Genomic DNA, 20,067 nt, shown 5'->3' on the forward strand with positions numbered 1-20,067 from the left:
GCGTGACCCTGCGCTACCCGGCCTGCGTGGACGGCCGCACCAGGATCTCGTTGATGGCGAGGTGGCGCGGGCGGGTGAGCGCGAAGGCGATGATGTCGGCGATCTCCTCCGGCTTGAACGTCGCGGCGTCGTAGCCCTCCTGGACGGCGGCGCGGGTGGCGTCGTGGGTGATGTGGGTCGGCAGTTCGGTGTCCACGACCCCGGGCTCGATGAGCAGGACACGCACGTCCGGCAGCAGTTCCTGGCGAAGCGACTCCGACCAGCCGTTGACTCCCCACTTGGTGGCCGCGTAGACGCCGTTGGTGGGGCGCGCGGTGCGTCCGGCGACGGAGGAGATGTTCACCAGGTCGCCGCCGCCACCGGCGGTGAGCTGGTCGAGGAAGACCTCCGTGGCGGTGATCGCGCCGAGCAGGTTCGCCTCGACCATCGCGCGGTAGTCGTCGTGGCGATCGGCGGAGAACGGCCCGAGCAGCATGGTTCCGGCGTTGTTGACCAGGACGTCGGCACCGCCGAGTTCGTCCTGCACCCGCTGCGCCGCCACGAGGAGCTGCTCGTGGGAGGTGACGTCGGCCTGGATCGCGATGGACCCGTTGTCCAGTTCGGCGGCCAGCGCCTCGATCCGGTCGAGACGCCGGGCCAGCAGGGCCACGCGGTAGCCGTTCGCTGCGAGCGCCCGGGCGGTCGCAGCCCCGATGCCGGAGGACGCTCCGGTGACGACGGCGACGCGGTCTGAAGGAGTATTCGACATGGGGACGATCCGTTCTTGAGGGGAAGGAGCAGGTTCGGCCTGCTCAGGGACTCCTCAAGTCAAGCATCGTCGATCATGTCGCGGCAGTGACCGCTGTTCGGTGTACTGCCAGACCAACCCTGACGTTCACGACATGATCTTCGTCGACTCGATGGCCTCGGTGGTCTTGCGGTTGTAGCCGTCGAGCAGGCGGCGCAGCACCAGGCCGAGTATCAGCGCGGGGACCGCGAACAGCAGCAGCAGTCCGAGCTCGATCCACAGGTCGCCGCGGTACACCCCGGCGATGGCGGCGCGCATGGCGTCGATCGCGTGGGTGGCGGGCAGCCACGGGCTGATGTTCTGGAACCACTGCGGCAGCAGCGGCAGCGGGTACGCACCGCCGGCACCGGACACCTGGAACACCAGCAGCAGCACGGCGATCGCCTTGCCCGCACTGCCGAACGACAGCACCAGCGTGTACACGACCAGCATGAACACCAGTGAGGTGATCCAGCCGCAGATCATCAGCAGGAACGGGTGCGCGGCGTCGATCTCCACGAAGAAGATCAGGCTGAGCACCGCCAGGGTGCTCTGCGCCAGGCCGATCAGCGCGAAAATGCCGAAGCGTCCGAAGTACTGCTGCGCCCGCGTGTACTCCGGCTCGGTGTCGGACGTGTCGGACGCGCCGGACGGCTCGGCCGCCGCGACGTCCTGCGTCGTAGCGTCCTCCCCGGCAGCCGCGGCAGCGGCGTCGTTGCCGTCGCCGTCACCGCCGTCACCGCCGTCACCGCCGGACGCTGCACCGTCGGAGCCCGCAGCGTCCTTCCCGGCGGTCTTCTTCTCCGGCAGGCCGGTGCGCACCAGCACGGCGGTGATGGTCGCGCCGATCCACAGCGCCAGGGCGGTGTAGAGCGGCGCCATGCCCACGCCGAAGCTGGCGACGGGGAACACCGGGTCGCGTTCCACCTCCACCGGCGCGGCGAGCTGCGAGGCCAGCGCCTCCGGGTCCGAGCCCACGACCTCGGCGAGGCGGGAGAAGTCGCCGGTGTCGCCGGCGGTGGCCAGGGCCTGCTGCAGCTCGGAGAAACGGTCGGCGTGCTCGTCGAGGCGGTCGGCCATCGTGGCGGTGGCGTCGCGCGTGCGCGCCAGGGCCTCGCCCACGGACCCGGGGGAGTCCGAGATCGTGCCGCGGATGTCGCCCAGGTCCTCGCGCACGCTGGAGATGTTGTCGCCCAGCGAGTCGAGGGTCTCGCCCAGCGAATCGAGCTGGGGTTTGAGGTCCTCGCGGTAGGACGTCACGGCGTCGTCCACGGCGGCGCGCGCCCGCGAGATCGCGTCGCGGCTGTCCTGCCGGGAGGACTCCGAGGAACTGGTGCCGGCCTCGATGTCCTCGGCGGTCTGCGCGAGGCTGTCGTGCAGGTCGGTGCTGCGGTCGATGGCGGCGTCGAGGCGGGAGAGCACGCGCTCGTAGCCGGGCTCGGCCACGTCCGGCAGCACGCCGGACACGTTGGACTCCAGGGAGTCGCGCAGCGACTGGAAGAAGTCGACCTGCTCCTGCACGCGCTGTGCCATGGTGCGGAAGGTGGACGCGGTGCTGGTGCTGGTGGCGTCGGCGCTGTCGAAGAGCTCGTCCAGACGCTCACCGACGGCGGCGTAGCTCTGGCCCGTGGCGTCCAGCGCGGTCTCGAGCGAGTCCGTGGCCCCACGCAGGGTGGAGTCCAGGTCGCTGGCGGCGCCGGCACCGTCGCCGGCCTGGCTGGAGGGGTCGTCGAACTGCCCGCCGGCGGCCTCGACGATGTTGCCCGCGCCCTCCACGAGGGGGATGGAGGTGTCCAGCAGGCCGGTGAGTGAGCGCACGGTCTGCGCGCCGGAGTGCAGGCGGGTGCTCACGTTCTCCACGCGCGACTCCACGCGTTGGATCGCGGCCTGGGTGTCGTCCTGCTCCAGGTAGTCGTCCAGGGACGACACCAGGCCCAGTCCCACGCTGCTGATCGTGCGCGTGAAGGTCTCGTTGATCTGCGAGATCATGCCCTCGGCACCCTGGGAGGTGATGACCGTGGACAGCGCGTTCTTCTTCTCGTTGGTGTACAGGTCCAGCGTGGAGGGCTCGGAACCCTCCACGTAGAAGGTCAGCATGTCGGTGCTGAACGTGGGCGGCAGCACGATGGCGGCGTAGTAGTCGCCGGCCTTGGTGCCCTCGATGGCCTCGTCCTCGGCGGTGATGACCCAGTCGATCTGGTCGTTACGGCTGAGCTGCGAGAGCACCTGGTCGCCCAGGTTGATCTTCAGGGAGGCGAGGTCGCTCTCGTGGCCCTCGTCGGTGCTGGCCACGGCGATCTTGAGCTGGTCGGTGTTGTCGAAGGGGTTCCAGCTGGCCAGCACGTTGAACGTGGAGAACAGCAGCGGGATCAGGATCAGACCCACGACCACCACGGAGGACATCACGTTGTTGCGCAGCCCGCGCAGGTCGCTGCGCAGGATGCTCAGGGCGTTGCTCATGCGTCGTCATCGTCCAGGGAGTAGGTCTTGTGCCGTTCGGCCTGGGCGGCGGCGGCCTCCCGCAGCTCCTCCTCGGAGAGGTCGGTGAGCTCCTGGACGTGGGCGAAGCTCTGCTTCACGTACTCCAGCGCGGCGATCACGCCGACGATGATCAGACCCCACAGGCACGCCAGGCCGAAGATCACCGCCTTCTCCCCGGAGTAGACCCGGGACAGGACGCACAGGGCGACCACGCCCACGACGCCGGCGATCACGGCGGCGCGCAGCAGGGTGGTGTAGTTGTCGCGCACCGCCTTCCACCGGTGGTCGATCTCGTCGCGGAAGGCGTCGCGGTCACGCATGGCGTGGATGACGTCGGTCAGACGGTAGCTGCTGCCCACGATCTCGACCTGGTCGTTGACGATCAGGCCGGACGCGGCATGCTGCCGGTTGACCATGCGTTTCACGTTCGACAGGCTGCGGCGCCCCAGGGTGCCGGCCACGAAGGCGAGTACGGCCATCAGCGCCAGTGCGCCCATCGCCTTCCAGTAGTGGTCCTGGTAGAAGCCGCCGATGGTCTCGCGCAGCGCGTCGATGCCGTAGGTCAACGGCAGGATCGGGTGCAGCGCCTGGAAGAAGTCGGGGGTCATCTCGATCGGGTACATGCCCGAGGCCCCGGGTATCTGGAGGAACGCCAGGACCACGGCGATCACCCGCCCGATGTGCCCGAGGGCGGACACCAGCCCGTAGATGATGCTGAGGTAACAGAGGCCGATGAGCACGCAGGTGCCCACGAAGACCACCGGGTTCACGGTCTGCACACCGATGACCAGGTTGCCGACGGCCACCACCACGCCCTGGCACGCGGCCAGCACGGCGAGCAGCAGCAGACGCCCGCGGTAGGCCTGGGCCACGGTGAGCTTCTTCAGCCGGGCGGTGTCGACCTCCGTGCGGAAGATCATCATCAGCATGAACGCGCCGATCCACAGCGACAGGTTGGTGAACAGGGCGGCCATGCCGGAGCCGTAGCTGCCGACCGGGTACACCGCGTGGCTCTCCACCTCGGCGGGGCTGGCCATGAACTCGGAGATGCCCACCGAGTCCAGCCCGGCGACGGTGCCGAGCACCCCGGAGCCGGACGCGGCGTTCAACGCCAGGACGTCCGCCCGCGCCGTGCCCAGACCGTCCTCGATGCCGGAGAGGTCGTCGCGGAAGTTGCCCAGGACGTCCTGCGTGGTGCCGATCTGCCCGTCGACGCCGTCGAGCAGGTTGATCGACTCGCCGATCAGCGTGCGCTGGGAACTCAGTGCGGAGGAGAAGGCGCCCGCGGTGGAGTTGACCTGGTTTATCGCCGAGTTCAGCGCCGGCATGGAGTCGCCGACGGCGCTGCGCAGGCCCTCGGCGGTCTGCCGGGTGTCGCTGGTGGCGTCCGCCAGGGCGTCCGCCGCGGCGTTGACGGAGGAGAGCGTGTCGGACGCATTGTCCTGCAGGCCCGTCAGGTCGTCGATGATCGCCTGGTTGGAGGCGTTGCGCTCGCGCAGCTCGTCGAGGGTGTCGCTGAGCGGCCCGGCGACGCCGGGCGTGACCGCGGCACTGTCTACCAGGCTCTGCAGCTGGTCGATGGCCCGGTCGGCCTGCCGGACGATGCCGGACGCCTCGCGCGTGGCCGTGCCGATGCCGGCGCCGGCGCGCTCCAGCTCGCCGGTGACCGAGGCGATCGCGGAGTTCGCCGACGCCGTACCGTCCGCCAGGGCGGTGGAGCTGTCGAGGAAGGCCGAGGTCGCCGCGTCGGAGAAGTCCGACACCTGCGTCTGGACCTCGCTCATGATCGACTGCACCTGCCCGAGCGCGGTGGTGGCGTCGCCCAGCGTCGCGTCGACGGAACGCAGCGCGTCCTGCGTCGCGGAGATCGTGGGGCGGGCGTCCTCCAGGCGCTGGCTGATGCGCGTCACCTCGTCCTGCGCGGACGCCATGGTCTCGGCGGTCTCGTCGAAGGCGTTGGCGGTGCGGGTGCCCGCGTCGGTCAGCTGGTCGCCGAGGTCGCCGCCGGCCTCGCGCAGCTCGGTGGTCACGGCCTCGGCGACGGTCTCCTTGAACACCGAGTTGATCGTGGTGTCCAGGGTCGTCGCGCCCTGGTCCGTGATCTTCGGGGAGATCGCGCTCTTCTTCTCGTTGACCTGGTACTTCAGCGTGGGCTGGGAGTAGGCGCCCTGGAACATGCTGAGGATGTCGGAGGAGAAGGTCGACGGCACGGTGATGCTGGCGGACACGTCGCCACGACGCACCGCCTCGGCGGCCTCGTCCTCGTCCATGAACTGCCAGCCGAGTTGGTCGTTCTCGCTGATCTGGTCGACGAGCTGCCCGCCGACGTCGATCGGCCCGGTGATGTCGGAGGTCCCTCCCTCGTCCTCGTTCACCACGGCCACACCGATGTTCTCGGTGTTTCCGTAGGGGTCCCAGAACGCGGCGACGTTCACCCACGAGTACAGCGCGGGGGTGATCAGTACGCCGATCACGATCACCCAGACCTTGGGGGTGCGCAGGATACGTCCGACGTCCCGCGTGAAGATGTTCCAACTTGCAGCCACCCGGTGACCGTAGCACTTAGGCCCCCTACATGAGGTAGGTGTGCAATTATCCGCAGTGAACTTCTCTACCCTCGAAACGATGACGTCATCAGAGACCCCGCCACTCGTTCTGGCGATCACCGCGTGCCCCACCGGAATCGCCCACACCTACATGGCCGCCGAGAACCTCGAGGGGGCCGCCGACGTCGCCGGCGTGCGGGTCCGGGTGGAGACCCACGGGTCCATCGGGGTGGAGAATTCCTTCACCGACCAGGAGGTCCGTGAGGCCGCGGCGGTCGTGGTCGCGGCGGACATGAAGATCGACACCTCCCGGTTCGCGGGCAAGCCGCTGCTGTCCACGGGAGTGGACGACGGCATCAAGCGGCCGGCCGAGGTGCTCCGGCGGGCGTTGGACGCACCGACGAGCAGCGGTGAGGACGCCGGCGTCGATGGTGCCGGTGGCACCGGTGGCAGCGGTGCCGGGACGGCGGCGGGGGAACGGTCCTGGATCAGGACGTTCGGGGACGACCTCTACCGTGCGCTGATGAACGGCGTCTCCCACATGATCCCGTTCGTCGTCACCGGAGGGCTGATGCTCGCCGTGGCACTGTCCCTGGGCGGGGAGCCCACGGCCGAAGGGCTGGTCATTCCCGAGGGGACGTTCTGGGACACGCTCAACCAGCTCGGTGGTCTGGCCTTCTCCCTGATGGTTCCGGTCCTGTCCGGGTACATCGCGATGGCCATCGCCGACCGGCCCGGACTCGCGCCGGGTTTCGTGACCGGGCTCGTGGCGGTGACCGGCGACCTGTACGGGTCCGAGGCGGACGCCGGGTTCCTCGGCGGCATCGTCACCGGTGTGCTCTCCGGGTGCGTGGCCCTGGCGATCCGGCGGATCCCGGTCCACAAGTACATCCAGCCGATCTGGCCGATCATCGTCATCCCCGTGCTGACCACCCTCATCGTCGGTGGTCTGTTCATCTACCTGCTGGGTAACCCCATCGCCACACTCTTCGAGGTCATGACGGAGGGACTGGAGGGGATGCAGGGGTCGTCCGTGCTGCTGCTCGGGGCGATCATCGGGGCCATGATCGCCTTCGACATGGGCGGACCGCTGAACAAGACGGCGTTCCTCTTCGCCGGTGGTCTCATCGCCACCGGCAACGCGGCGCCGATGGGCATGGCGGCGGTGGCGATCGCCGTGCCGCCGATCGCCGCCGGTGTGACGACGCTGCTCGCCCGCCGCCGGTTCAACAAGGCGGAGCGTGACGCCGGGATCGCCGGGCTCTTCATGGGTTTCTTCGGCATTTCCGAGGGTGCGATTCCCCTGGCTGTCGCCCGGCCGCTGCAGATCATCCCCGCCAACGTGATCGGTGGTGCGGTCGCCGGAGCGTTGGCGGGCATGTTCGGGGTGAAGGACAACGTGATGCACGGTGGGCCGATCGTCGCCGTCCTGGGGGCTGTCGAGGGCATCGCCTGGTTCTTCCTGGCCCTGGTCGTCGGCATCGCCGTGACGACCGCGGTGTCGCTGCTGCTGATGGTGGTCACCACGGGTGCACCGGAGGTGGGGGAGGATGAGGGCCCCGACACGGAGCCGGCCTCGCCGGACCTCATCGACGCGGGCACCGTCGTCCTCGACCTGGTTCCCGCGGCGGACACAGCGGACACAGCGGACACAGGGGATGCGGCCGCGGTGATCCGTGCCCTCGCCGGTCAGGCGGAGGAGCAGGGACGTCTCGACGCTCCGGGCGTGGTGGACGCCGCCCTGGCCCGTGAGGCGCAGTCCACCACCGCGGTCGGCCACGGCGTGGCCATCCCGCACGCACGCAGCGCCGCGGTGAGCGTCCCGACCCTGGTCTTCGGACGTCTCCAGGCCCCCGTGGAGTGGGACGCCCCGGACGGTGAGCCTGTCGACCTGGTGTTCCTCATCGCCGTGCCGGAGGATGCCGGGAAGCAGCACCTCAGGGTCCTCGCGAAGCTCGCCCGTGCATTGATGAGGGACGAGTTCCGGGAGTCACTCCGGCGGGCGACGTCGGCGGGGGCCGTGGTCGACCTGGTGAAGGACCTCGGTGTCGAGGAGGTGCAGGGGGCGGGGACGCAAGCGCAGAGGGCTTGACGGGACACCGCCACTGGTACGGTCACCTCATGATCGACCGTTTCATCTGGGCGTCCTCCGGGGCCGGGTTGTCCGAACACGCGTGGGCCGCCGCGGAGGAATCCGGGGCGGCCTGGGTGGGTAACGACGCCGCCGCCCACGTCTCGTTGCTGCGCTCCACCGTCCGCGAGGAACTGGCCTTCGGCATGGAGCAGCAGGGCATCGCACCGGAGGTCATGGCCACCCGGATCGATTCGGCGATGGACACCTGGGGGCTGCGCACCCTCGCCGACCGCGAACCCTCCCGGCTGTCCACCGGCCAGACGCGCCGGGTCGCCATCGCCGCGGCCCTGCTGCGCGATCCCGGCGCCCTGGTGCTGGACTGCCCGACCGACGGGTTGGACGCCGCGGCCGTCGAGACCCTGCGGCGCACCCTCGCCGGTTTCGACGGCGACGTCACCGTCTACGACCGGGTGCGTACCGTGCTCGCCGACGACGCGCGCCACGAGATGCGGTTGGACGCCACGCCCGCCGCTGCACCTGACCCCGTGCCGGACCCAGTACCGGACGCTGCCTCCGCCGCGTCCTCCCGCGGCACGGTGCTGTCCGTGCGCGACCTGACGGTGTCCCGCGGCTCCTTCGCCCTGGGCCCGGTCAGCTTCACCGCGCAGGGCGGGCAGGTCACGCACCTCGCCGGGCCGAACGGGTCGGGCAAGACCACGCTGATGCTCGCCGTCCTCGGCCTGCTGCCGTGCGGCGGGACCGTCGAGGCGCCGGTCGTCGGCTGGGCGCCGACGGGGATGGACGCGGCGTTCTCGCGCCGCACCGTGCTCAAGGAACTCGCCGTGGGCACCGACGCCGCCCACGCCGAGGTCGCGCTGCGGTGGGTGGGGCTGGAGCGGTGGCGCGACGTCCACCCGTTGGACGTCCCGAGCTCGCCGCGCAGGATGCTCGCCGTCGCCGCGGCGCTGGTGCGGGGGCCGGGTCTGCTGATCCTCGACGAGCCGACCGTGGGGTTGGACGCGGAGGGGTACGCATGGCTGACAACGGTGATGCGGGGCTACGCGGTCGGGGAGTACCACGCCGCACTGGCCGACAGTGGGCTCGCATCGCGGGAACTGCCGTCGCCGGCGGTGCTGTGGTCCTGTCACAATGCCGCCTTTGCCGACGCTGTCAGCGACCGGTCCCACGTCCTGTAACTATCCGAGCCGATTCGGTCGGCTTCGTTGTAGGACATCGACAGAATCGGCTCGGAAAGTAACGCTTGACCCTCACGCGGCGTCAGGGGCGAGGATCTTGGGTATGGAACACAACGAACAGAACGAACAGAACACAGAACTCACCGTCAGCCAGGCCGCCGACTTCCTCGGCGTCACGGTGCGCACCTTGCACCACTGGGACGCGAAGGGGCTGCTCGTCCCACAGGTCCGCACCTGGTCGGACTACCGCATCTACACCGACGACGACCTCGTCCGCGGCCAGCGCATCCTCGTCTACCGCGAGTCCGGCGTCCCGCTGGGCGAGATCGCGGAGATGTTGGACGGTGCCGACGAGCGCACGCACCTGCTGCGCCAGCGCGAGATGCTGCGCGACCGCCGCGACGGGGTCGACAGAATGCTCGCCGCGGTGGAGGACCTGCTCGCAGAGACGGAGTCAGGCGTGTACACGGGCCCGGTCCCCGCTGAGCGGGTGCGCGAGATCCTCGGCAACGGTTGGGACCCCGACTACCAGCGCGAGGCCGAGGAGCGCTGGGGTGACACCGAGGAATGGCGTCGCTCGCAGCAGGTCATGGAGAAGATGGGGGAGGACGACTGGGCGGCGGTCCGCACAGAGGGCGACGACTTCGCCCGGGCGCTCGCCGAGGCCCACGGCCGCGACGTCGCGCCGGGCTCGGAGGAAGGCAATGCCCTGGCGGAGCGTCAGCGTCGCTCGATCTCGCAGTGGTACGACTGCCCGCACGACCGTCAGGTGATCCTGTCGGCGATGTACGTCGGTGACGACCGGTTCCGCATGAACTGGACGGTGGACGGGGTGGACCACACCGACTACCTGGTGGAGCTGATCAAGGCGAACGCTGCCGACCGGGGAGTGGACCTGGACAATCCCCGCTGGTGAGCCGTCGGGCCCACTTCGATTCACCCTGACCGGAACCGGTGCACGGTCCCGGCGGGCTGTGCCAGGCTGACCCCATGACCAAGAAACAGACAGATCAGTCTATCGAACTCACCCGCCTGTCCCACAGCGTCGGCGCCAAGGTCGAGGGTCTGCGTCTCGACGGCGACCTCGACCCGGACACCGCCGGGTGGCTGCGCTCCCAGCTCGCCGTCCACAAGGTCCTCATCATCCGGGGCCAGCAGCACCTCACCGACGACTCCCAGTACGCCTTCGCCCGGCTGCTGGGCACGCCCACGCTGGCGCACCCCACCGTGGCCTCCCACGGTCAGGACAGTCTCATCCTGGAGGGGGCGGCGAACGCCTGGCACACGGACGTGTCCTTCGTCGACCGGGTGCCGAAGATCTCGATCCTGCGCGCCGTGGAACTGCCCGGCTACGGCGGGGCCACGGAGTGGGCGAACACGGTCGCCGCCTACGAGCGGCTGCCGGAGCCGCTGCGCGAGCTGGCGGACCGGCTGTGGGCGGTGCACACCAACGACTACGACTACGCCTCGGCGCGGGAGCAGGCGCAGAACAAGGACTCGACCGACTCCAGCGGCTTCTCCTACGCGGAGTTCACCCGGGTCCGTTTCGAGACCGAACACCCGGTGGTCCACGTCCACCCCGCGACGGGGGAGCGCTCGCTGCTGCTCGGACAGTTCGTCTCCCACCTGGCGGGCCTGCGCGACGACGAGTCCCGTGACCTCGTCCGGCTGCTCCAGGCCCGCATCCTGTCGCCGGACAACACGCTGCGCTGGCACTGGGAGGAGGGCGACGTGGCGATCTGGGACAACCTGGCCACCCAGCACTACGGGGTCGCCGACTTCGGCGACCAGGCGCGGAAGAACCATCGCGTCACCCTCGCCGGGCCCGTGCCGGTGAGTGTCACCGGCGAGCATTCGCGCGTGATCACCGGGGACGCCTCGGCGTACTCGGTCGTCGACGAGGAGGACCGCCTGCCCGGCTACCCGGGAAACCTGGCGGTGGCGTGACTGCACCCTGACGAGACTGCGGGTTTCCCGCGACGCGGCTGGTAGCGTCTTGTCCCATGTACACGCCTGACGTCATCGGTACACCTCTCGCGCCCAACGCCACGAGGGTCCTGCTGCTGGGATCCGGGGAGCTCGGAAAGGAGGTGACGATCGCCCTGCAGCGCTACGGGGTCGAGGTCCACGCCGCCGACCGCTACGCCGGGGCGCCGGCGCACCACGTCGCCGACGCGCACCACACCATCGACATGACGGACGCCGCCGCCGTGCGCGGTCTCGTCGAGAAGGTGCGTCCGCACTTCGTCGTCCCCGAGATCGAGGCGCTGGCGACCGACGCGCTGCAGGACGTGGAGGACGAGGGCCTGGCGACGGTCATCCCCACCGCCCGGGCGACGCGTCTGACGATGAACCGCGAGGCCATCCGTACCCTCGCCGACCGTGACCTCGGCCTGCCGAACTCCCGCCACGTCTTCGCCTCCACCTACGAGGAGTTCACCGAGGGCGTGGAGCGTATCGGCATGCCGTGCGTGGTCAAGCCGGTGATGAGTTCCTCGGGCAAGGGGCAGTCCTACGTGCGCTCGGAGGACGACATCCGCACGTCGTGGGAGTACGCGATGAGTGGGGCGCGCGTGTCGTCGGGCCGGGTGATCATCGAGCAGTTCGTGCCCTTCGACTACGAGATCACGCTGCTCACGGTGCGTTCGGTGGATCCGGACTCCGGGGAGGACGCCACCTGGTTCTGCGAGCCGATCGGGCACCGTCAGGACCGGGGCGACTACGTGGAGTCCTGGCAGCCGGCGCAGATGACGACGGCGGCGCTGGAGTCGGCCCGGTCGGTCGCCGCGCGCATCACCGGCGCCCTGGGGGGGCGCGGCGTGTTCGGCGTGGAGCTGTTCGTCAAGGGTGACGACGTCTACTTCTCCGAGGTCAGCCCCCGCCCGCACGACACCGGCATGGTGACCATGGGTTCGCAGCGCTTCAGCGAGTTCGACCTGCACGCCCGCGCGATCCTGGGCCTGCCGATCGACACCACGCTGATCTCCCCGGGCGCCTCCGCGGTGATCTACGGCGGCGTGGAGGGTGGCGCGCCGGACGCCGCCCCGACCTACACCGGGTTGAAGGACGCCCTGTGCGTCCCGGAGACCGAGGTCCGCATCTTCGGCAAGCCGGTCAGCCATGAACGACGCCGCATGGGCGTGGCCTTCTCCACCGCCGAGACGGTCGACGGCGCCCGCGAGCGCGCCACGCAGGCCGCGTCCGCCGTCACCGTCGGTATTGAGCCTGTTGAGGTTGCGGCCCCTGAGGTTGTCACCGACGGCTGGGGACGCGCCTAGCGTCCTAATCCGTCACTAGTCGTTGTCGTAGAGGACCTCGGCCTCGACCTGCACGAGCCACCCGGCCACGGGCTGTTCGGCCACGCCGACGGTGACCACCGTCGGTTTCGTCGGGTTCGTGTCCCCGGAGTAGGGGGCCTCGTCGTCCCCGGTGGTGTCGGTCGGCTCGGTGCCGGGGGAGGACGGTGCCGAGGTGATTGCGGACGCCGACGGGGAGGACGGTTCGGACGTCGCGGAGCTCGACGAGGGGCTGGTCTCCGCAGTCAGCGTCACTGCCGAGGTGCCGGTCAGCAACGAGTCGCCGGTCAGCGGGTCGAGGTTGGCGAAGAACTTGCGGTAGGCGCGCTCCCACCCCTCGAAGTCGGCCGTCCCGGCACCGTCTTCGGGAGTGAGGTAGACCCGCAGGGAGGCGACCTCGGAGATCCGGCGTCCCTCCTGCTCCACCATGTCGGCGATCTTCTGCAGGACCTGCAGCGACTGCGCTTCAGTGACACTCATGCGGGCGGGGAGCTCGCCGTCCTCCAGCAGGTCGGGGTCGACGAAGGACATCGCCGAACCGTCCTGCGCGTCGGCGTTGAGCACGTCCGGCCCGGTGCCGGACGTGCGCCACAGCTCGGCGCTGCCGGGCGCGGACAGCGCCTGCGCGCGGTCGGCGGTGCCGTCGTCCTGCGTGGTGGTGAAGACGGTCTCGAAGGAGCAGGCGGAGAGGCCGAACAGCAGGACGGTGCTGGTCGCCAGCGTTGCGACGGTGCGTGCTGTGGCGACTCGACGGTTGCGGGTCATGGGGTGGGCTCCTGCTTGAAGGTCGCGAAGGTACGTCAACTGACTTTAAGGGTAGCGGGCCGCGTCAGGACGCAGCGGCGTGGCAGGTGTCCCCGCCGCAGTGCGCCGTGGCCGGCGCTGCCGCGCAGGCGTCGCACAGCAGCACCATCTCCCGGCAGTCGCCGTTGACGCAGTTGTGGAAGGTGTTGGTCGCAGTGCCGCAATGAACGCAGGCGCCGAGGGGCACGGAGTCCTCGCTGAACTCCATGTGCATGCGTTTGTCGAAGACGTAGAGGGAGCCCTCCCACAACCCGTCGTCGCCGAACTGCTCGCCGTAGCGGACGATGCCGCCGTCGATCTGGTAGACGTCGGTGAACCCGCGGTTGCGCATCAGCGAGCTGAGCACCTCGCACCGGATGCCGCCGGTGCAGTAGGTGACCACGGGACGGTCCTTGAGGTCGTCGTACTTGCCGGACTCGATCTCGCGGAGGAAGTCGTGGGTGGTGTCGACCTCGGGGACGACCGCCCCCTTGAACCGTCCGATCTGCGCCTCCATGGCGTTGCGTCCGTCGAAGAAGACCACGTCCTCGCCGTCGGCGCGTTTCTGTTCGACCAGCTCGTTGACCTGGGTGGGGGAGAGGTGGGTTCCGCCGCCGACCACGCCGTGCTCGTCGACCTGCAGCTCCTCGGCGGCGCCGAAGCTGACGATCTCCTCACGCACCTTCACCGACAGCTTCGGGAAGTCCTCGGCGGAGCCGGGCGACCACTTGAACTCCATGTCGTGGAAGCCGGGGTACTCGCGGGTACGCCGGATGTAGAGCTTCACGCTGGTGAGGGAGCCGCCGACGGTGCCGTTGATGCCGTGGCGGCTGATGATGATCCGGCCGCGCAACCCCAGTGACTCGCAGAGCGTGCGTTGCCACAGCATCACCGCCGTCGGGTCCGCGACGGGGGTGAAGCGGTAGTAGAGGAGGATGCGCGTCTCGGAGTTGGTGCCTTTGGTTCCCACCCTGATGATTCTATCGCCGGTGGGACCGGTCCGACGCACCTAGGCCGGGCTCTTGTCCGCGCTCTAGTCGAGCGTGAGGTGCATCTCCTGGTGCTCGATGCCCTCGGCCATGAAGGGCTCGTCGGTGGCCTCGAAGCCGTAGGACTTGTAGAAGGACATCAGGTAGGTCTGCGCCTCGATCTTCACCACGGTCTTCTGGACGTTGGGGTCGATGGCCGCGGCACGGCCACGGATGACCTCGAGGGCGTCGTCGACCAGCTGGGAGGCGATGCCGAAGCCACGGAAGTCGGGGTGCACGCACAGGCGTCCGATGTGCTGTTCCTCGGGCGGGCCGAAGACGCGCAGGGTGCCGACGAGGCGCAGCGGCGAGCCCGGGTCGGGCACGCCCCAGGGGAAGTCGGGGCCGGAGCCGGGGTGGACGTACGCCAGGAGCTGGTGGGTGCCGGGGTCGATGTCGGTGTCGTCGATCTCGGGGAAGCTGGAGCGCTGCTCGTTGACGAAGACGTCCACGCGCAGCTTGTACAGGGCGTGGACCTGTTGGGGCTGCATGTTCAGGACCTGTTTGCCGGTGATGTGGATCTCCGGTGCCTCGGTGGCGGGGTTCTTGCCGGCAGTGTTCGTGGTGTCGCTCATGTCGTTAAGGATAACGGTATGAACGTCATGAATCACCAAAAGACGGAAGAAAAGCCGTTTTTTCCTGTTCTGCGCAGAAAAACGCGTGGACCTGGGAGTTTGTGGCGCCTTCGGGGTCCGGAGTTGCACTGGACATTATAATTTTTCACGGTGAATAACGAGATGATTTTCCTGTATCGCTCACTCCGGGAAGCCCGGGGTTCGGGGCCCGGGGAGACGACACAGGGGCGAAGATCGAGCGTGGGAGCGTCGAATCCGGTGATTCAACGCTCCCACGCTCGATCTTCGCCCCTCGGTCCCCCGCAAGGGACCCGCTGCAGGCGCGCTACTACGCCTTCACGCGTGCCTCGCCGCTGGAGTAGTGGACCATCTCCTCGTGGGAGCGGACCTTCTTGCGCTCGCGGCCCTCGGCCTCGCCCAAGGCGCGCTCGTGGGCGTCGAGGTTGTACCAGCCCTCCCAGGTCGTGTAGTCGACCTCACGGGAGTGCAGGAGCTCGATCACGTCGTCCTCGCCGGGGGCGTCGGGGCCGAAGCCGATGCCGGCGTCGTAGTCGGCGAGGAGGTTGGCGACGGCCTCGTTGGCGTCGCCCTTGGTGTTGCCGATCAGGCCGACCGGGCCGCGGCGGATCCAACCGGTGGCGTACACGCCGGGCATGGTCTCACGCAGCTCGGCCTCCGGGTCGGCGGAGCCGGGGACGCCGGCGATGCCGTCGGCGGTGGGGCCCTCGGTCAGGACGCGTCCGCCGACGTTGGGCAGGACGTTCTCCTTGCCGTCCCACGGCAGGTCCTTCTGCTCGTCGGACTTGTAGCCCACGGCGCGGTAGACCTGGCCCACGTTCCACTCGGTCAGCTCACCGGTGGAGCGCACTCCGCCGGTGCCGTCGAGTTCCGTGCGCTCGGTGACCAGCGTGGTCACCTTGCCGTCGTCGTCGGTCTTGACCTCGACGGGGGACTCGAAGAAGTGCAGGTAGAGCTTGTGCGGTGCGCCCTTGGGCTCGGCGACGGCGTAGTTCTCCAGGATGGTGCACACCTGGTCGGTGATCTTGGAGTTGTGGCGGGCGTTCTCGGAGCCCTCGTCGTAGTCGATGTCCTCGGGGTTGACGACGACCTCGATGGTGTCGGAGTGGTTGAGCTCCTTGAGCTCCAGGGGGGTGAACTTCGCCTGGGCGGGGCCGCGGCGGCCGAAGACGTGCACGTCCTTGGCCTTGTTGTTCTTCAGGGACGCGTAGACGTTGTCCGGGATCTCGGTGACGAGCAGCTCGTCGCCGGTCTTGGCCAGGACACGGGCGATGTCGAGGCCCACGTTGCCGACGCCGATGACGGCGATCGACTCGGCGTCGACGTTCCAGGAGTCCTCGAAGTGCGGGTTGGCGTCGTAGAAGCCCACGAACTTGCCGGCGCCGTGGGTGTGCTCGCCGCCGGGGATGTTCAGGTCCCGGTCGTCGGTGGCACCGGTGGCGTAGATGACCGCGTCGTAGTGCTTCTTCAGGTCCTCGAGGGTGACGTCCTCACCGACGTTGACGTTGCCGAGCAACCGGATCTGGGGCTTGTCCATGACCTTGTGCAGGGCCTTGATGATGCCCTTGATGCGCGGGTGGTCGGGGGCCACCCCGTAGCGGATGAGACCGAAGGGGGCGGCCATCTTCTCGTAGAGGTCGATGGAGACGTCCTTGCCGGACTTCATCAGTGCGTCGGAGGCGTAGATGCCGGCCGGGCCGGATCCGATGACGGCGACGCGCAGGGGGCGGTTGTCAGACATGAATGCGTAGGTCCAATCCGTGGTTGGCGGGTTCGTGCGGCAGTCCGGGGTGGATCGATCGGGGGCGATCTGCCGCCGGGCAGGGGTGTGGTCTTGTACGTGTACGTTAGTCCGCCCCCGTCCGAACGGAAAGTGTCGACAAGGTGTCGACGCTGTCGGACACGGCACCGGTGAGGAGGGTCACGTACAGGTGTGACCTGGTGTCAGGCAGAGACTATAGACCACTTGGTCTGTCGCGGGCAAGGGTGGATCGCGAAAGTGCTCGTCACGCCGGGTAAGCATCTCCTACGTTGTATCCGTGGACAGACCGGTCTAGTCTGGGGCGACACCTTTGGGGCAGACCAAGCGGTCTGCAATGCCGGTGTCCTGACCGGCTCCAGCGCCCTCGGTCCATGACACGACGGCCGGAACGAGACCAGGAAGATCAGGAGAAGTGATCGTATGACGACGGCGACCGAAGAGAAGCCCGACACCGTTGCCAGCACCGGCGGCGACCCCGTGGCGGAGGCCGAGGGGCGCGTCGCCGAGGCCACCGCGGCCACGGAGGCCGCGGAGGCCGCCGCCGAGACGGATCCGAACGACAAGCAGCTCGCCGCTGCCGCGCGTCGTGCCCGGGCCGCGCAGAAGAAGGCCGCCCGCGGGCTGAAGAAGGCGAAGGAGGCTGCCGAGAACGCCGCCGAGAACGCCGAGGAGGAATCCCAGGACACGCAGGACGCTGCGGCCGCCGCCCCCGAGGGCGCCCAGCCCGCCCAGCCCGCGCAGGACGCACCGGCCGCCGCAGGCGCACCGGCTGGTGCGGGCCTGGCGCTGGGCGAGACCTTGTCGCTGGTGCAGTCGGGGGCCTCGGTGCTGTCCGTCGCCGCGCTCGCCGCCGAGCGTGCGGCCGCGGAGAACCCGCAGGACGCCCAGCTCGCCGAGGCTGCCCGCGCCATCCGACTGGCCGAGCAGCAGGCCGCCCTGGCGCTGCAGGCCACCGGCACCGCCGCCGGGGTCGAGACCGCGGGAAGCGCGCAGGACGCCACGGCGCCCGCCGCGTCCGACGCAGCGTCCGAACCTGCCCCGGAACCGGCCGCCGTCGTGGAGGCACGCCAGGCTCTCGAGCGTGCCGAAGCCGAGCCGGCCGAACTCGCCGCGACGACGAAGTCCGCCGAGGCCGCCACCGAGGCGGACCCGGACAACCAGGAGGCATTCTCGGCCGCGCGCAAGGCCCGCTGGAACGAGCTGAAGGCCGGCAAGGCGGTGCAGAAGGCCGCGAAGGCGCTGGACGCCGCGCTGGAGCAGGCCGCCACAGAGGCGGCCGCAGCGTCCGACGCTGCAACCGACGCAGCGTCCGAGCCGGCCCCGGAACCGGCTGCCGTCGTGGAGGCCCGCGAGGCCCTGCAGCGTGCCGAGGCCGAGCAGGCCGAGCTCGCCGCGACGACGAAGTCTGCCGAGGCCGCCACCGAGGCGGACCCGGACAACCAGGAGGCATTCTCCGCCGCGCGCAAGGCCCGCTGGAACGAGCTGAAGGCCGGCAAGGCGGTGCAGAAGGCGGCGAAGGCGCTGGACGCTGCACTGGAGCAGTCAGCTGCCGAGGCAGCAGCGGCAGCAGCGTCTGAACCGGTGGAGCTCACCGAGGAGCAGAAGGCCGACCGTGCGGCGCCGAAGCCGCAGGGCCAGTGGCTCATCGACGGCAAGAAGCCGCTGAACAACGACGAGCGCATCAAGCAGGACGACGCCGGCCTCGCCGTCGCCGACCGCGTGCGCGAGATCTACGCCAAGCAGGGATTCGACTCCATCCCCGCCGAGGACCTCGCCCCGCGCTTCAAGTGGATCGGCATGTACACCCAGCGTCGTCAGGACATGGACGGTGAGCAGACCGGTGTGCTGTCCAACGCCGAGCTGCAGGACCGCTACTTCATGATGCGCATCCGGCTGGACGGCGGCATGATGAGCACCGAGCAGATGCGCGTCATCGGCGGCATCTCCACCGACTTCGCCCGCGGCACCGCCGACTTCACCGACCGGCAGAACATCCAGCTGCACTGGATCCGCATCGAGGACGTCCCGGAGATCTGGGACCGTCTGGCCGCGGTGAACCTGGACACCTTCTTCGGCTGCGGCGACGTGCCGCGTGTGATCCTGGGCTCCCCGGTCGCCGGCATCGCCAAGGACGAGATCATCGACGCCTCCCCGGCGATCCGGGAGATCAAGGAGAACTGGCTCACCCGCGACGAGTTCGCCAACCTGCCGCGCAAGTTCAAGTCCGGTATCTCCGGCTCGGTGCGTCAGGACATCACCCACGAGATCCAGGACATCTCCTTCATCGGCTCCGAACACCCGGAGAAGGGCCCCGGTTTCGACGTGTGGGTCGGCGGTGGGCTGTCCACCAACCCGATGCTGGCCCAGCGCCTCGGCGCGTGGGTGTCCATCGACGAGGTGCCCGAGGTGTGGTGCGGGGTGGTGCGGATCTTCCGCGACTACGGCTACCGCAAGCTGCGTAACCGTGCCCGGTTGAAGTTCCTCGTCGCAGACTGGGGCATCGAGAAGTTCCGCCGCATCCTGGAGGACGACTACCTGGGGCACAAGCTCACCGACGGCCCGGAGCCGGAGGTCTTCCCCGGCTACCGTGACCACGTCGGCGTGCACGAGCAGCGCGACGGCCGGTTCTACGTGGGCGTCAAGCCCACCGTGGGCCACACCGAGGGCGACCAGCTGCAGCGTCTGGCGGACCTGGCGGAGGCCCACGGGGTCACCGACACCCGCACCACCCCGGACAAGGAGCTGATCTTCCTCAACGTCGAGCGCGACAAGGTCGACGCCCTGGTCGACGCCCTCGAGGTCGAGGGCATGTCCGCCCGCCCGTCGTCCTTCCGTCGCGACATCATCTCCTGCACCGGCCTGGAGTTCTGCAAGCTCGCCCTGGTGACCACCAAGCAGCGCGCGATCACCCTGGCAGACCAGCTGGAGGAGCGTCTGGGTGACCTGGACGTGCCGCTGAAGATCAGTCTCAACGGCTGCCCGAACTCGTGCGCCCGCACGCAGGTCGCCGACATCGGGCTGAAGGGCCAGATCGTTACCGACGACGAGGGCAACCGCGTGGAGGGCTTCCAGGTCCACCTGGGCGGCGCGATCGGCATGCACCCGGACTTCGGCAAGAAGCTGCGTGGGCACAAGGTCACCTCCGCCGAGCTGGACGACTACGTGGTGCGCGTCGTGGAGCACTACAAGGAGCAGCGCACCGACGGTGAGCAGTTCCGCGACTGGGTGCTGCGCGCCGACGAGGCCGTGCTGCAGTAACCGGCAGCAGGAGTACACATGGACGACACGAACTCCCGGATCCCCGGGAAGATCGCACACCCCAACCCGAGGAGGGCGACGGTCATGAACTGCCCGTACTGCACGTCGGAGAACCTCTTCCCCGACACCGAGACCGACAACGCCTGGCAGTGCCGCGACTGCTGCCGGGTGTTCTCCGTGAAGTTGCACGGACACATCGAGCGCGGCGTCTGAGTGCGTGCCTGAGCGCGCGCCCGGGGCATAACTCCCCGTCAAGGGCACCCTTTCCCGTGCTGTAGGCTCAA

14 protein-coding genes are annotated in these 20,067 nt (G+C 69.2%); 7 read left to right on the forward strand and 7 right to left on the reverse strand.

Annotated elements, in window-relative coordinates; genetic code table 11:
- Positions 1-13: 13 nt before the first annotated feature.
- The 3 genes from ACT3TD_RS07430 to ACT3TD_RS07440 form a co-directional block, all read right to left on the reverse strand.
- The gene (locus ACT3TD_RS07430; protein WP_441578992.1) at positions 14-748 is read right to left on the reverse strand and encodes an SDR family oxidoreductase; all 735 of its coding nucleotides are present in this window, start codon (positions 746-748) and stop codon (positions 14-16) included.
- Positions 749-874: 126 nt separating this feature from the next.
- A complete protein-coding gene (locus tag ACT3TD_RS07435) occupies positions 875-3,226 on the reverse strand; it encodes a YhgE/Pip family protein (protein ID WP_441578991.1) in 2,352 nt (783 codons plus the stop codon).
- Positions 3,223-5,793: a YhgE/Pip family protein gene (locus ACT3TD_RS07440; RefSeq protein ID WP_444614993.1), complete on the reverse strand. Its 2,571-nt coding sequence runs from the start codon at positions 5,791-5,793 to the stop codon at positions 3,223-3,225. Before ACT3TD_RS07440 ends, ACT3TD_RS07435 begins: the two co-directional genes overlap by 4 nt.
- A gap of 79 nt (positions 5,794-5,872) precedes the next feature.
- On the opposite strand from ACT3TD_RS07440, the gene ACT3TD_RS07445 reads away from it, so the two are divergent.
- The 5 genes from ACT3TD_RS07445 (at position 5,873) to purT (ending at position 12,341) form a co-directional block, all read left to right on the forward strand.
- Positions 5,873-7,885, forward strand: coding sequence for a fructose-specific PTS transporter subunit EIIC (locus tag ACT3TD_RS07445; protein WP_441578989.1), 2,013 nt, complete (start codon positions 5,873-5,875; stop codon positions 7,883-7,885).
- A gap of 29 nt (positions 7,886-7,914) precedes the next feature.
- Entirely contained in the window at positions 7,915-9,063 is a 1,149-nt protein-coding gene (locus ACT3TD_RS07450) for an ATP-binding cassette domain-containing protein (protein WP_441578988.1), read from the forward strand.
- 103 nt (positions 9,064-9,166) lie between these two features.
- Positions 9,167-9,979 carry a MerR family transcriptional regulator gene (locus tag ACT3TD_RS07455; RefSeq protein ID WP_441578987.1) on the forward strand — a complete coding sequence of 271 codons (813 nt, stop codon included), beginning with the start codon at positions 9,167-9,169 and terminating at the stop codon, positions 9,977-9,979.
- Positions 9,980-10,053: 74 nt separating this feature from the next.
- Entirely contained in the window at positions 10,054-11,010 is a 957-nt protein-coding gene (locus ACT3TD_RS07460) for a TauD/TfdA dioxygenase family protein (RefSeq protein ID WP_441578986.1), read from the forward strand.
- A gap of 56 nt (positions 11,011-11,066) precedes the next feature.
- The gene (purT, locus tag ACT3TD_RS07465; protein WP_441578985.1) at positions 11,067-12,341 is read left to right on the forward strand and encodes a formate-dependent phosphoribosylglycinamide formyltransferase; all 1,275 of its coding nucleotides are present in this window, start codon (positions 11,067-11,069) and stop codon (positions 12,339-12,341) included.
- Positions 12,342-12,356: 15 nt separating this feature from the next.
- On the opposite strand, the gene ACT3TD_RS07470 is transcribed toward purT, so the two are convergent.
- The 4 genes from ACT3TD_RS07470 to ACT3TD_RS07485 all read right to left on the reverse strand — a co-directional run bounded on the left by ACT3TD_RS07470 (position 12,357) and on the right by ACT3TD_RS07485 (position 16,504).
- On the reverse strand, positions 12,357-13,124 hold the full coding sequence (locus tag ACT3TD_RS07470) for a hypothetical protein (protein ID WP_441578984.1): 768 nt from the start codon (positions 13,122-13,124) through the stop codon (positions 12,357-12,359).
- 64 nt (positions 13,125-13,188) lie between these two features.
- The gene (gene trhO / locus ACT3TD_RS07475; RefSeq protein ID WP_441578983.1) at positions 13,189-14,112 is read right to left on the reverse strand and encodes an oxygen-dependent tRNA uridine(34) hydroxylase TrhO; all 924 of its coding nucleotides are present in this window, start codon (positions 14,110-14,112) and stop codon (positions 13,189-13,191) included.
- A gap of 63 nt (positions 14,113-14,175) precedes the next feature.
- Positions 14,176-14,745 (reverse strand): GNAT family N-acetyltransferase, encoded by a 570-nt coding sequence (locus ACT3TD_RS07480; protein ID WP_301443641.1) that lies wholly within the window; start codon positions 14,743-14,745, stop codon positions 14,176-14,178.
- 328 nt (positions 14,746-15,073) lie between these two features.
- Positions 15,074-16,504 (reverse strand): FAD-dependent oxidoreductase, encoded by a 1,431-nt coding sequence (locus ACT3TD_RS07485; RefSeq protein WP_444614992.1) that lies wholly within the window; start codon positions 16,502-16,504, stop codon positions 15,074-15,076.
- Positions 16,505-16,945: 441 nt separating this feature from the next.
- Between ACT3TD_RS07485 and ACT3TD_RS07490 the strand changes: the two genes are divergently transcribed.
- Together ACT3TD_RS07490 and ACT3TD_RS07495 are read left to right on the forward strand one after the other, a co-directional pair.
- On the forward strand, positions 16,946-19,783 hold the full coding sequence (locus ACT3TD_RS07490) for a nitrite/sulfite reductase (protein WP_441588295.1): 2,838 nt from the start codon (positions 16,946-16,948) through the stop codon (positions 19,781-19,783).
- A gap of 18 nt (positions 19,784-19,801) precedes the next feature.
- Positions 19,802-19,996: a hypothetical protein gene (locus ACT3TD_RS07495; protein WP_301443469.1), complete on the forward strand. Its 195-nt coding sequence runs from the start codon at positions 19,802-19,804 to the stop codon at positions 19,994-19,996.
- Positions 19,997-20,067: the final 71 nt, after the last annotated feature.

It is taken from the genome of Corynebacterium sp. AOP36-E1-14 (assembly GCF_052377495.1).
In the GTDB taxonomy this organism is placed as follows: domain Bacteria; phylum Actinomycetota; class Actinomycetes; order Mycobacteriales; family Mycobacteriaceae; genus Corynebacterium.